General features: G+C 61.4%; 11 protein-coding genes, 1 tRNA gene and 1 pseudogene. 6 read left to right on the plus strand and 7 right to left on the minus strand.

The annotated features are described in order from the left end of the window. The first annotated feature begins 190 nt into the window (after window positions 1–190). Window positions 191–877, plus strand: coding sequence for a D-lyxose/D-mannose family sugar isomerase (locus EOB80_RS22710; RefSeq protein ID WP_127329869.1), 687 nt, complete (start codon window positions 191–193; stop codon window positions 875–877). A gap of 67 nt (window positions 878–944) precedes the next feature. On the opposite strand, the gene EOB80_RS22715 is transcribed toward EOB80_RS22710, so the two are convergent. From EOB80_RS22715 to EOB80_RS35465, 4 genes and pseudogenes are all read right to left on the minus strand, one after another. Continuing rightward, window positions 945–2,147 (minus strand): L,D-transpeptidase, encoded by a 1,203-nt coding sequence (locus tag EOB80_RS22715; protein WP_245466418.1) that lies wholly within the window; start codon window positions 2,145–2,147, stop codon window positions 945–947. 365 nt (window positions 2,148–2,512) lie between these two features. Next, complete coding sequence (locus EOB80_RS22725; protein WP_127329871.1) at window positions 2,513–4,192, minus strand: hypothetical protein; 1,680 nt, start codon at window positions 4,190–4,192, stop codon at window positions 2,513–2,515. A 138-nt stretch (window positions 4,193–4,330) separates the two neighbouring features. After that, on the minus strand, window positions 4,331–4,963 hold the full coding sequence (locus EOB80_RS22730) for a hypothetical protein (RefSeq protein ID WP_127329873.1): 633 nt from the start codon (window positions 4,961–4,963) through the stop codon (window positions 4,331–4,333). A gap of 95 nt (window positions 4,964–5,058) precedes the next feature. Beyond that, window positions 5,059–5,325: pseudogene (locus EOB80_RS35465) on the minus strand (hypothetical protein); the annotation flags it as partial. A gap of 179 nt (window positions 5,326–5,504) precedes the next feature. On the opposite strand from EOB80_RS35465, the gene EOB80_RS22740 reads away from it, so the two are divergent. After that, window positions 5,505–6,281 carry a DpnI domain-containing protein gene (locus EOB80_RS22740; protein ID WP_127329875.1) on the plus strand — a complete coding sequence of 259 codons (777 nt, stop codon included), beginning with the start codon at window positions 5,505–5,507 and terminating at the stop codon, window positions 6,279–6,281. 483 nt (window positions 6,282–6,764) lie between these two features. Here EOB80_RS22740 and EOB80_RS22750 read toward each other — a convergent pair. Then, window positions 6,765–6,838: transfer RNA gene (locus EOB80_RS22750), tRNA-Gln, on the minus strand. A 177-nt stretch (window positions 6,839–7,015) separates the two neighbouring features. After that, entirely contained in the window at window positions 7,016–7,948 is a 933-nt protein-coding gene (locus EOB80_RS22755; RefSeq protein WP_127329879.1) for a lysylphosphatidylglycerol synthase domain-containing protein, read from the minus strand. A gap of 374 nt (window positions 7,949–8,322) precedes the next feature. On the opposite strand from EOB80_RS22755, the gene EOB80_RS22760 reads away from it, so the two are divergent. Beyond that, complete coding sequence (locus EOB80_RS22760) at window positions 8,323–9,681, plus strand: Ppx/GppA phosphatase family protein (RefSeq protein ID WP_127329881.1); 1,359 nt, start codon at window positions 8,323–8,325, stop codon at window positions 9,679–9,681. A gap of 22 nt (window positions 9,682–9,703) precedes the next feature. After that, window positions 9,704–10,501: an RlmE family RNA methyltransferase gene (locus EOB80_RS22765; RefSeq protein WP_127272688.1), complete on the plus strand. Its 798-nt coding sequence runs from the start codon at window positions 9,704–9,706 to the stop codon at window positions 10,499–10,501. A gap of 70 nt (window positions 10,502–10,571) precedes the next feature. On the opposite strand, the gene EOB80_RS22770 is transcribed toward EOB80_RS22765, so the two are convergent. Continuing rightward, window positions 10,572–11,993 carry an MFS transporter gene (locus EOB80_RS22770; protein WP_127272687.1) on the minus strand — a complete coding sequence of 474 codons (1,422 nt, stop codon included), beginning with the start codon at window positions 11,991–11,993 and terminating at the stop codon, window positions 10,572–10,574. Between the two features lie 285 nt (window positions 11,994–12,278). Here EOB80_RS22770 and EOB80_RS22775 point away from each other — a divergent pair, with 285 nt between their 5' ends. Together EOB80_RS22775 and EOB80_RS22780 are read left to right on the plus strand one after the other, a co-directional pair. Further along, on the plus strand, window positions 12,279–12,524 hold the full coding sequence (locus tag EOB80_RS22775; protein ID WP_127329883.1) for a type II toxin-antitoxin system prevent-host-death family antitoxin: 246 nt from the start codon (window positions 12,279–12,281) through the stop codon (window positions 12,522–12,524). Beyond that, window positions 12,521–12,976, plus strand: coding sequence for a PIN domain-containing protein (locus EOB80_RS22780; RefSeq protein ID WP_127329885.1), 456 nt, complete (start codon window positions 12,521–12,523; stop codon window positions 12,974–12,976). Before EOB80_RS22775 ends, EOB80_RS22780 begins: the two co-directional genes overlap by 4 nt. Window positions 12,977–13,009 lie beyond the last annotated feature (33 nt).

Genomic DNA, 13,009 nt, shown 5'->3' on the forward strand with positions numbered 1-13,009 from the left:
CATCTTTTACCCCATGAGGAATCCGCGGGTTTTATGGCCCTGAAAATCCGTGATGTCACGCGGCCAGGCAAGCGGATCTGTGGTCCATACGCCCTGCGCAACGCCGGGCAGGGCGGCAAGATGGATCGACACCGCATCGGCGTTCGGCTATGCGATTTGCCAGACAAATCGATACGAAGGGATCATGATCATGAAGCGCTCCGCCATCAACGACATCATCCGCGAAGCCGACGCTTTCATCCGCTCGTTCGGCTACATCATGCCGCCCTTCGCCTATTGGTCGCCGCAGGAGGCGAAGGCGCGCCAAGCCGACTCGTCGGCGGTGTTTAGCTCGCGGCTCGGCTGGGATATCACCGATTACGGCCAGGAGAAATTCAAGGAACTCGGCCTGTTCCTGTTCACCGTTCGCAACGGCCGCTACGAGGACATGAAGAAGGGCATGGGCATGCTCTATGCCGAGAAGATCATGATCTCGCGCAAGGACCAGCTGTCGCCGATGCACCGCCACAACATCAAGGCCGAGGACATCATCAACCGTGGCGGCGGCAAGCTGGTGCTGGAACTGTTCATGCATGACCGCGACGGCGGCATCGATCCCAAGGCCGAGGTTTCGGTGCCGGTCGACGGAACCATCCACAGGCTGCCTGCGGGCGGGCTGCTGAAGCTCGACCCGGGCCAGAGCGTCACGCTGCTGCCCGGCGTCTGGCATGCCTTCTGGGCCGAGGGCAAGGATGTGCTGATCGGCGAGGTCTCGACCGTCAATGACGATCTCACCGACAATGTGTTTCGCGAACCGATCGGCCGTTTTTCCAACATCGACGAAGACGTTGCCCCGGTCCATCTGCTGGTGTCCGACTACGAGAAGTGGCTGGGGTAGGGGCGCCGCCCTACGCCTTCGGTGACGCCAGTCACACGGTCGAAAGTGGGTAGGCCGTAGCGCCTGCCTACTGCGATCCTTGTTCGACCGATCCTGCCGCTTCCTCCTTGAAGACGACCTTTGTGCCTTTTTGCACTTCGGAGGCGAGGTCTTCGGCATCCCAGTTGGTCAGCCTGATGCAACCATGCGAGAAGGTCTTTCCGATCTTGCCTGGGTCCGGAGTCCCGTGAATGCCATAACTGTCGATGGACAAGTCGATCCAGACCGATCCCACCGGATTGTTTGGCCCGGCAGCGATCGTGAAGGGGCGCTTCGTCTTCACCCCCTTGAAGGCAAACTCGGGATCGTAGTGATAGGTTGGGTGGCGCACCACGCGTTTGACCTCTGCCTCGCCACTCGGCGCGGGCTTCTCCTGGCTCCCGATCGAGGCGGGGTACGTCGCAAGCACTTTGCCGGAAGGGTCGAGCACGCGAACCTGGCGAGCGCTCTTGTCGACCTCGACGTTCCCAATGTCTTGCGGCGGATCACCTCGGGTTACAGCTGGCACCAGCAGCTTTTGCCCCGCCTTCCTGAAGCCGATGCCGGGATTGAGCCGTTCAAGCAGTTCCTCGCTGCTGTGGAAGCGCTCCGCCATCTTTTCCAGGGCATTGTGATAGGCGAGCCGGGGCAGGCGGGCCATCCTCTCCATGCGCGCCGGAATTCGCCTGGTGAACGGTCCACGCACATCCTTGCGCGTCAACTCGTAGGTCTCAAGCGCGGGGCGCGAGGAGCTCGCGACCAGCTTGTCCCATGTCTCGCGGGTAAGCTTGCCGTCGGCAGGCAATCCGTTGGCCGCTTGAAACGCACTGACTGCCCGGCTGAAGTTCTCTGCTTGGCGGCCATCGATCAGGCCTGGCGAGAAGCGTGCACGATCCAGGAGGATTTGCGCCTTCAGCACGGTCGCACTGACGCCTTTCGCTTCGCTGCCGTCAAATTGGGCGTTGTTGACAGTGGCCGCGTCCAGTTTTGCCGCCGCCGTTGCATCGCATGCCATGACGAGCATGGCGGCAGCGGCAAGAACGAGCCTGATCATGGAGGTCACACTCCTGTATGAGCACCTGCTTCTATGACGTCGCACGGCCGATCTGGTTCCATTCCCCTGGCTGCGTCCGGCTGCCGAGTGCCGATGCGCCGCAGCGAACCCGGACCAGGAGCACCCGGCGGTGGCGCGGGTGCATTGTTGATAAGGCTCCGCCATCATCCAGATGGATGGCGACTCTCGCCAGCGCATGTGTTGGCTTCAAGTCGAAGCGCAGCTCGGTGACCGAGGAGAGCCAGCATGCAATTTCCTGCCCAGAAGGACAGAAGACCGGCAGCCGAGGACGAGCGCCAGGCCCGGCTTGAGAAAACAGCCAGGCTCAAGCAGCTTCGGTCCTATGCTTCCTGGCTTTCGTCCGACCCAAACGCCCAACTTCACGATGAGATAGACTGCTCGGTGCTGATCGAGGGAGGCGTGATACGAGACAAAGCGTGGAGCCTGGGCTGATCGGCAGGTGACACGACCGGGCGGCGAGGGTTCCACCGCCAACGCTGATCGGCCGACAATTTGTTTGGCGAGCCGATCGGCCGCAACAGTGGCGGTAGGCTGACTTCGCGTCAGTGACAGCAGCCTTGTTGCGCGCTCGTCCTGCACAGGCAGGAGGAGGTGATCGGCACATCCGCCTTGGCCAGCGCCGCGGCAAGGCTTGTCTGCAATATCGGCAATTCATCAGTCTCGCCGCGCCGATTCAGGCATTCCACCAGCCCGTGCAGTGCCCAGACATTGTTCGGGTGCTGGGCGCAGCGCTGCACCGAGCCGCTCAGGCCCAAATCGTCGCGATAGACCTGTTCTGCTTCCTGCGCGTGGCCCTGGTCGAGAAGCAGCGCCGCCAGCGCATGGCGCGGCGGGTGCATCCAGGCCCACGGTTCGGTGTAGGACAAATTGTCGTCAAGCTCGACCGCCTGCCGCAAATGGCCATAGGCCTCGTCATGCCGGCCCTGATGGTACGCCAACTCGCCGTCGAGCAGGGCCACACCGACAGCCAGCGAAGCCTGCGCCGGGTTGCTGAGGAAGCGCCGGTCGGGCGCAATGCCTTTCAGATGCCGATGGAACGCTTCGCGCTCGCGCTCGGCTTCAGCAAATTGCCTGAGCGTCGCATGGGCCACACCCTTGGCGTAGTGCTGCATGGCCGCCGTCAGTACATAGAGGCCTGGCTCCGCGGTCGCCGGTTCGTCGATGATCTCCTGCCAGCGGCCGAAGCGCACTTGCACATGCGATTTCATCGCATGGTAGCCTTCCACCGTCTGCGTGAGCTTGGGCCGGCCGGGGATGGCGACCACGTCGCGCGCGACCAGGCTGCGCACTCTGTCGGCGGCCCACAGTGCAGGCTGGTACTGGCCCGACAACATGCAGGTGAACATCATCAGGTGCAGATCGTGGCAGCAGCCGAGCAAATAGTAGGTCGGCTCGTCGGCATAGGCGAGATAGAGGTCGTTGGCGCGTACCGCCTTTTCGCTGGCACGTTTGGCTTTCTCATACTCGCCGCACAGCACATAGATGTGCCCCGGCATGTGGTTCATGTGCCCGGCATCGGGGCACATCTCGCCGAGCAGATCCGCCGACCGGATGCCGCGTTCCGGCATGGTGGACATTTCCAGGAGATGGATGTGCAGGTGGACGATCGCCGGATGTTGTACTGCGCCGGCCGCATCGGCAAGCCGGATCGACCGCTCGCAGACGTCGAGCGCTTCGACGACATCGGAATTCGGCGCCGGCGCGCCGGTCTTGAGGTTCCACAGCCGCCGCACCGTGCGCATCATCAGCGCTTCGACCAGCAGTGCCATCACATCGTGGTCGTCGGGAAAGTCCCGATACACAAGCCGCATCGCGGCGGCATAGCTGTCATCCCACCGTTCGAATTCCTCCGGGCTCACCCGGTGCGGCTTCTGAAAGCGGGCGGCCAGCGCTTCGATCAGCCGCTTCTCGATTTCGTTGGCGGCAGCCGCATTGGCCCGCGCCAGCTGGACATGCTCGAAGCAGCGCCTCGTCGCGCTGTCGGCCTCGGCGTCGCCATGTTCCTTCCAGGTCAGATTGTAGAAAGGTCCGGCGGCATAGGCGATGCCCCAATGCACCATCGGACATTCAGGGTCTGTTTCGAGCGCCTTCTGAAAACACTTGATGCCTTCCTCATGGTTGAAGCCGTAGCACCAGTTGAGGCCAACATCGAACCAACGCTGGGTTTCCGTGGAGCAAGTGGAGATGGGGCGGCGGTAGGTGCCGAGGTCGAAGCGGTCCATGGGGTCTCATTTCAATTCTGATTGCCAGCGAGCCAGCTCTGGTCAGACTACCTTCGCCATCAATGTGTGCCGAAACTGGCAGGCATGGCAAACGCAACGAGTGCCATCGCTGCTTGCATTTGGATACTGTCGCCGCTTTTAGCTGGTCTCTCGGGACGGTGTTTCATCTTGCCAGCCGGCTAGCTCAGGCAGGTCGTCCAGCCAGCTTTTCTCGGTCACCAAAGCATCGCCGGCCTGCGGAGCAGCCTCGGTGGCGTTTTGGATGAGCCAATCCATCCACTTCCGATAGGCGGCCGGGGCCAACTCGGGCGGCAGCACCTTGGCCTTGGCCAGCATGCGTTTGCGGAAACTCACCTGCCTGCGGAGTTTCGTCGTCGTGAATTTGATGGCCTTGCCCTGGTATTCGACCGTCCAGCGCCCATCCCCATGGCTGGTGAGCCTGTCGATGGCGAAACCGGCGTCGACCGGTCTATCACGCCAGGGAAGCTCGACCGCATTCTTCCTCAGATCGAGTGCCCATCGCCTGTAGTCGGTCCCGGCACGCTGGGGCGGCAGCATACCAGCCTGTTCGAGTATCTTCCTGCGGAATGTGGGCTGCTTCTTGAGCTGGCCTGTCGTCAGCTCGATGCGATGCCCACGGAATTCGACATGCCAGCGGATCCTCCCATTGCCGAAATACTTGACCAGCCGGTCGATGACGAACTCGTCGTCGGAGAGCGTCACGCAGCCTTGGCTGATGCGTTCGAGAATGTACTGGCTATCAGTGAGCATGACGCGGCCTTGTGGAGGAGCTTTTCATGAAGCTTAGCCAGTAGCACAAGCCTGCGGCCAACAATCTTTTTCGCTCCGGGATTCTCGCCGGCGCCGGCGGCAGCCGCATTGGCGCGCGCCAACTGGACATGCTCAAAGCAACGCTTGGTCGCGCTGCTGGCCTCAGCCGCGCCATGCTCCTTCCAGGTCAGATTGTAGAAAGGCCCGGCGGCATAGGCGATGCCCTAATGGGCCATCGGGCAGTCCGGATCCGTCTCCAGCGCCTTCTCGAAACACTTGATGCCTTCTTCATGGTTGAAGCCGTAGCACCAGTTGAGGCCGATATCGAACCAGCGCTGGGTTTCGGCTGATTGGGTGGTGATGGGGCGACGTTAGGCGCCGAGGTTGAAGCGATCCATGTATGCTCGGTCCGACAAAATGCAGATATCGTCCGTGGAGACAAGGGCAAACCGGCTGCGCCAGCCAAGAAGCTCTTGCTCGCCCATTGCCGAACTGTAAGTTCAAGCTCTTGGCGTCCGCAAACAGATGGTTTTAGCCGCGAATGAAATTTGGTTTTGAAGAGACACAAGCAAAATATAACAGTGGATCACAACAAGCCAGAGTTTGGACCGAGCAGTGGGCTTCCCAATGGATTTATTGCCCAAATTGTGGAAGCCCCCGTCTAGAAAAATTCATCGCTAATTTGCCGGTTGCCGACTTCTTCTGCAGCAATTGCAATGATCAATTCGAGCTGAAAAGCCAAAAGAAGGCATTTGGCACGAAGGTCGCCGACGGAGCCTATTTTACCAAAATTGACAGATTGGCGTCATCGACCAACCCGAATTTGATATTGCTGAATTATGACTTGACGCAAAAAACGGTAAGGCATGTTTGCGTTATTCCAAAGCATTTCTTCGTACCAGACATCATCGAGAGGAGGAGCCCACTGGCGCCGACAGCGAGGAGGGCGGGTTGGATTGGTTCCAATATTCTGCTCCATCGCATCCCGGATGCGGGCCGAATATTTGTGGTTAGAAACAGCGTCCCGATCCCTAAGGAGGTCGTCGTCGCAAAATGGCAGCACACCCTTTTTCTGCGTGAGGAAAAGGCAGATGCTCGTGGCTGGCTAATTGAAGTAATGAGATGTGTCGATATGATCGGCGCGACGGATTTCGACATCGAACAAATCTACGCCTTCGAAAAGAAACTGAGCGCTCTGTACCCGAACAACAGAAATGTAAGACCGAAGATTCGTCAGCAATTGCAGTTCCTCAGAGACAACGGATATCTCGAGTTTGTGGCCCGCGGCCGCTATCGCTTGAGGAAAGAGAGTTTTTGAAGGCCGAGCAAAGGGACGATGCCTAAATGTCTTGGTATGCAAACCATTATGAATGCTACAGGTGCGGCGAACATTGGGTCGACGAATGGTCATGCATGTGCGACGATGACTGTCCAAATTGCGGCGCTCGTCATGCTACACCAATTGAAAGTGAAGACCTCACGCGTCTCATTGTACCGGATGCGAGTGATTTTGTCGTCTTAAGGTCTCCAGATAATGCACAGGATCAGCCCGACTATGAAGAGATCGGGCGCTTCGCTAGCAACGCGCTAGCGAAGCGATTTCTCGACGCCGCGGCGAACTAAGGCGTCGTCCGCGAATAACGACGTCGAAAGGGGAAGGTCGGTCCGATGGTTGGTTCGATTTCCTTTGAAAATCATTGCGCGTGAGATTGACCGCTTGCAGCTTCCGAGATTTTGACGCCAGCCGGATCGATGTTGGTAAATATTTTGAGGAAAAGGCCAAAAGCTTATGAAATTAAACTGGCTGGGGAACCTGGATTCGAACCAGGACTAACGGAGTCAGAGTCCGTGGGTCTACCGTTAACCTATTCCCCAGCAGGCGCGGTCATGAACCGCGCGGGCCGAGCGGCTGAGCCGCTTGAGCGCTGCCTTGTAGCCGCCAGTGGAAAATAGTCAAGCCTGCTTGGCGTTTCAATTGCTACGTTTCCTCAGCGGGTTCAGACGCCACGTTTGAAGATGGAGGCCCTTAGGCCTCGTGTCGGTTTCCGCGCCTCAGCTCTCCGTCCGGCTGAACTGCGAGCGTTCGAAGAACAGCACCACACCCAGGCCAAGAATCAGCGGGATGATCAGGTAGAACAGCCGGAACACCAGCAGCGCCGCCAGCACGCCGACCGGATCCATGTCCGACAGGCCGGCGAGAAACACCACCTCGAACACGCCGAGCCCGCCCGGCGCATGCGAGATCTGCGCGATCGAGAAGGAGACGAGGAAGACGCCCAGTATGACGAAGTAGCCGGGATTTTGGGCTGCGGGCAGGGCGAAGAAGATGATCGCGGCGGCGGCCAGCAACTCGATCGGGCCGATCAGCAATTGCCGCGCGACGATCGGCAGCGCCGGATAATGCAGCTGAAAGCTGGCGATCTTCAGCGGGCGCAGATGCAGCCAACTGCCGAAGACATAGGCGGCGACGAGCAGCAGCATCGCGATACCGGCCGCTTCCGACAGGCCATGATGGGCGATGCCGGAAAACCGGTCGAGTATCTCAGGCTCGAACACCAGAACCAGGCCCGAGGCAAAAATCGTCGACAGCACGAAGGTGATCCAGCAGACCGCCACCAGCACGCCGACATCCTGTCCGGTCAGGCCCCTGGTACCATAGGCGCGGTAGCGGATGACGGCGCCCGAAAACACCGAACCGCCAATGTTGTGCGACAGCGCATAGGTGGTGAAGGAGCACAGCGTGACGAACAGCCACGACACGCGCTTGCCGATATGCAGGAGCGCGATGTGGTCGTAGCCGGCAAGCGAGGCATAGGCGATGATCGAACTCAGCGCGGCAAGAACCCAACCCCGGGTCGGAATGGCCGTGATACCGTCCCAGACGTCGTCGAGCGAAACGCCGCGCAGTTCGTGCCAGAGCAGCAGCAGCGAGAAGATCACGGCAGCGATGCCGACAACCGGCCAGAAATAGCGTCTCCAGTTCATTGCCTGACTGCCATGCGTTGCGGGTCCGCTTCCTTTTCGTGGCTGGTGGGAGGCCGGCTTTGCCGGATTCTTCCGCTCATTTCAGAAATGCCTCATCGAAGCCGGCTATTCAACCGCGAACCCTTGTCGCAGCGTCGGCCGGCTAGATTTGCCGCAGTGAGCGGCCGAAAGAGATGCCGGCAGGCGTAGCCGGCAACTGCGGCGTGCGGGTTCATTACGCGGCCGCCCCGGAACGGCGGTTTGCGGCCTGCCGGCAAAATTCGGCACGCGGCTCTTGGTGATCGGGCGCGGCGCTGTTAGTCTGGCGGCAACTTAAAACACTGAAGCGCCTGCTGCGTCCATCATAGGTTCGCGCGGCGCCGGAAGGAACGACAGTGGAAGACCACGACACCGGCGCCAGCGCGCCGGAGGTGGGCGTGTCCAGCGCTTCCCGGCGGTCGGCTGGCCCGGGGAATGCAAGCTGGCAGCAACGCCGCCCGACGGAGTTCCGCTCCGCGGACGGGCAGGCGGGCGACGCACCCCACAAAGGCAAGCCCAAGAAGCGGCGCAAGCGAAGGCGCGGGCGCAAGGTTTTTGCGCGCGACGAGACACGTCCCGCGGAGAATCGATCGCCGGCGCCGGGCAAGACCGGTGTCCCGGCGGCGGCGGCCCACAGACCGTCGGAATCGCTGGCCTCGCCCGCCGCTGTAGTGCCAGGGCCGGAACAGAGCGCCCGTCGGCCGCCGGTCCAGGAGCTTCCGGTGTTTGCGGCTCTTGACCTCGGCACCAACAATTGCCGGCTGCTGGTGGCCGTGCCGACGCGGCATGGCCAGTTCCGCGTCATCGACGCTTTTTCGCGCATCGTCCGGCTGGGCGAGGGGCTCACCGCCAATGGCCGGCTCGGCCAGCCGGCGATGGACCGCGCGGTCGAGGCGCTGAAAATCTGCGGCGACAAATTGCGCAACCGCAAGATCAGAAAAGCCCGGCTGATCGCCACCGAGGCCTGCCGCACGGCCGAAAACGGCGTCGAGTTCATCGACCGCGTGGAACGCGAGGCCGGCCTGAAGCTTGAGATCATCGACCGCCAGACCGAAGCGCGGCTGGCGGTGTCCGGCTGCGGCTCGCTGGTCGAGCGCGACACCCAAGGCGTCGTCCTGTTCGATATTGGCGGTGGTTCGTCGGAAATCGCGCTCATCGATCTCGCTGGCCGCCGTTCGCCAAGGCTGGCCAATCATATCGTGTCGTGGACGTCGCTGCCGGTCGGCGTCGTCTCGCTGGCCGAGCGCTTTGGCGGCCGCACGGTGACGCGCGAGATCTTCGCCGCCATGGTCGACGACGTTGCCGGCCGGCTGGCCAGCTTCGACGGTCGCGATCGGCTGAGCCATCTCAAGGCCAGTCCGAATTTCCATCTGCTGGGCACGTCCGGAACCGTGACGACGCTGGCCGGTGTCCACCTTGAGCTCGATCGCTACGATCGCCGCCGTGTCGATGGGCTGTGGATGGACCGCGACAGCGTCGATCGCATGGTCGAACGACTGGTTGGCTGGGATTTCCAGCAGCGCTGCGCCAACCCTTGCATCGGTGCCGATCGCGCCGATCTGGTGCTGGCCGGCTGTGCTATCCTCGAGGCGATCCGCGCCGTGTGGCCGTCCGAGCGGCTGCGAGTCGCCGATCGTGGCCTGCGCGAAGGTATTTTGAGCGAACTGATGGCCGATGATGGCGTCTGGCGCAACGATGGGCGTGGCAGAGCGTGAGCCCGAACCGAAGAATTAAGCAATGACCAAGAAACCGGAAAAACCAGGATCAGCCAGCATTCGTGTGCTGAAGACGCGGATCAAGAAGAAGAGCGGGCTGAAGGAATCGTCGCGCCGCTGGCTGCAGCGCCACATCAACGATCCCTATGTCCAGCGCTCCAAGGCTGACGGCTATCGCTCACGCGCGGCCTACAAGCTGATCGAGATCGACGACAAGCACCATCTGCTGAAACCCGGTATGAAGGTCATCGACCTCGGCGCCGCCCCCGGCGGCTGGTGCCAGGTCGCGGCAGCGCGGACGAAATCGACGGCCGACAAGCCGCATGTCATCGGCATCGATTATCTCGAAATGGACGCGGTGCCCGGCGCGCCGGTGCTGCTGATGGATTTCCTCGATCCGCTGGCGCCGCAGAAGCTGGCCGAGGCGCTGGGCGGCGATCCCGATATCGTGTTGTCCGACATGGCGGCGCCAACCACCGGGCACAAGCGGACCGACCACATCCGCACCATGCATCTATGCGAGGTGGCGGCCGATTTTGCGCTGTCGGTGCTGAAGCCGGGCGGGCATTTCCTCGCCAAGACTTTCCAGGGCGGCGCCGAAAACGAGCTGCTCTCCATGCTCAAGAAGAACTTCCGCTCCGTCCATCACGTCAAGCCGCCGGCGTCGCGGGATGAATCGGTCGAGCTCTATTTGCTGGCCAAAGATTTTAAAGGGCGAGAGGCCGGTCCGCCGTCAGGCGGATCGGAACGTCCAGTGGACGTTCCGAAGGCCTCGAGCGCCCGGAGCCATAGCGAAGGGCCGGGGGACGCCGACGACTGACAGGGCACCGCCGGTCCGCCGTCGGGCGAATCGGGCCGTCGAGAAGGTGAGACCGAAGCGTAGGCTGCCATCAGTTGCCGGGTGGGCTCACCGTTTCCAGCGTCTTGGGTGTTGTCAGCCGGCCGTGACCGGAGATGGCGTTGCCGGCGTCGGGTGCCAGCCGGACGAAGGATAGCGATGCCGCCGCCGAGACCGCTGCGACGATGAAGAAGGCAATGTGGAAGTCGTCCAGCGACAGCGGGCCGCCATGGATTGACGTCGATACTTCCAGGATTCCGCCGGCCAGCGCCACGCCGAGCGCGACCGACAACTGCTGGAACACCGCTGTAATCGGCGTCGCCTTGCTGGTGTCTTCAGCCGAAACCTCGGCATAGGCGAGCGCATTGACGCCAGTGAAGAACATCGATCGGATGAAGCCGCCGACGAGCAGCATGGCCAGCATCAAGAGATAAGGTGTGTCGGGTGTGAACAGGCCGTTGATGGCGATCGAGGCGGCGGCGACCAGCGAACCGACAACCAGCACGCGGCGGAAGCCGGCGACGCGGAAGATCAGCGCGGTGACGAATTTCATGCCGATGGCGCCGATTGCAGAGACGAAGGTGATCATGCCGGACTGGAATGGCGTCAGCCCAAAGCCGATCTGGAACATCAGCGGCAGGAGGAACGGCACCGCGCCGATGCCGATGCGAAACAGTCCGCCGCCAAGCACCGAGGAGCGGAACACCTGGTTGCGGAACAGTTCGAGCGCCAGCAGCGGGTTTTTGGCGCGCCGCGCGTGCAGCAGATAGAGCGCCCCCGACACGAGGCCGACCGTTACGGTGGTGACACCGACGATTGGCGGCAGATAGGGCAAGCTGACCACCGACAGGCCAAACACCACCCCGGATGCCGCCAGCCCGCTCAGCACGAAGCCGATGAAATCAAGTGGCGGGGTCTGCGCGGGTTCGGTCTCCGGCAGGAAACGCGTCGCCAACCAGATGCCGACCACGCCGATCGGCACATTGATCAGGAAAATCCAATGCCAGGTGAAATAGGTGGTGATGAAGCCACCGACCGGCGGTCCGACCAGCGGCCCGACCAGCGCCGGAACGGTCAGCCAGGACATCGCCGCGACGAGTTCGCTTTTCGGTGTCGCGCGCACCAGCACCAGCCGCCCAACCGGCGTCATCATGGCGCCGCCGATGCCTTGCAGGAAGCGCGACACCACGAAAGCCGGCAGCGAACCGGAGAGGGCGCAAGCGATCGACCCGACGATGAAGACCGCGATCGCGGCGCGAAAGATATTCTTGGCGCCGAAACGGTCTGCCATCCAGCCGCTGATCGGAATGAAGATCGCCAGCGATACCAGATAGGCAGTCAGCGCCAGCTTGAGTGCGATCGGGCTGGTGTGGATGTCGACGGCGATCGCCGGCAGCGATGTCGCGATGACGGTCGAATCCATGTTTTCCATGAAAAGGGCGACCGCCAGGATGAGCGGGATGGTGCGGTTCACAAAACGCGTCCGACTTGATTCTTTTACGGTTGACGGGAGGCAAGCCAACATGCAGGGCGGTTATCATGGGCTGGCTCTGATGTCGCATTAATTTGCTGTCACTTTTGTGCGACTGCGGGGAGACAGGCAGTTCGCTTGGCCTGCCGCCGTGCCTAAATCAGAACTGCCGAGACGGCTAAGGTCCTCTCGTTCCGTCTCCGGCGCTGGCCAAGCAGCAAGGAATAGCTTGCGAATAGCGATGCGCCACGCTATTGTAGTGTATATAACTACTATATGGACTTTGTCATGGAAGAAGCCGTTTCGGCAGCCGATGCCAACCGTAGATTTTCTCTCATCCTGCGCGGTGTTCGCGAAGGACAAAGCTATGTTGTGACCAGTCATGGGCGACCCGTCGCGCGGATCGTGCCCGCGGATCGACAGCAGGGTGTGGCTTCCCGCTCGCGCTTAGCGTTGTTGTCGCGCCTCGAACGCCAGCCTGTTTTGGATGTCGGACGCTGGACCCGTGACGAGCTCTACGAGGACGAGCGGTGAAGGTCGCGCTCGACACCAATGTCCTTGCCTACGCGGAAGGGGTCAACGGTGCCGAGAAGCGCGATATCGTTCTCGAACTGCTGCGCAACCTGCCGCAAGAGGCTGCTGTTATTCCCGTCCAGGTCCTTGGTGAGCTGTACAATGTTCTTGTCCGCAAGGCCGGAAGACCGCCTGTGGAAGCTCGGGATGCCCTTCTGAGCTGGCGCGACGCGTTTCCAGTTGCCGCGACAGTGCAAGACGTAATGATGATGGCGGCTGATCTGGCTACGGACCACCACTTCAGCATTTGGGACGCGGTCATTTTGTCCACCGCTTCGCAAACCGGTTGTCGGATGCTCCTTTCGGAAGACCTGCAAGATGGCTTCACATGGGGTGGCGTAACTGTCGTCAGCCCTTTCGCATCGCCGCGTCACGCACTGCTCAATGCTCTCTTGGGGGAGTCTTCTGGATAGAACGCGAAACACCGAGACGATCGGCTTTTCATC

The sequence above is a fragment of the Mesorhizobium sp. M7A.F.Ca.MR.245.00.0.0 genome, from assembly GCF_003997415.1.
Classification (GTDB): domain Bacteria; phylum Pseudomonadota; class Alphaproteobacteria; order Rhizobiales; family Rhizobiaceae; genus Mesorhizobium.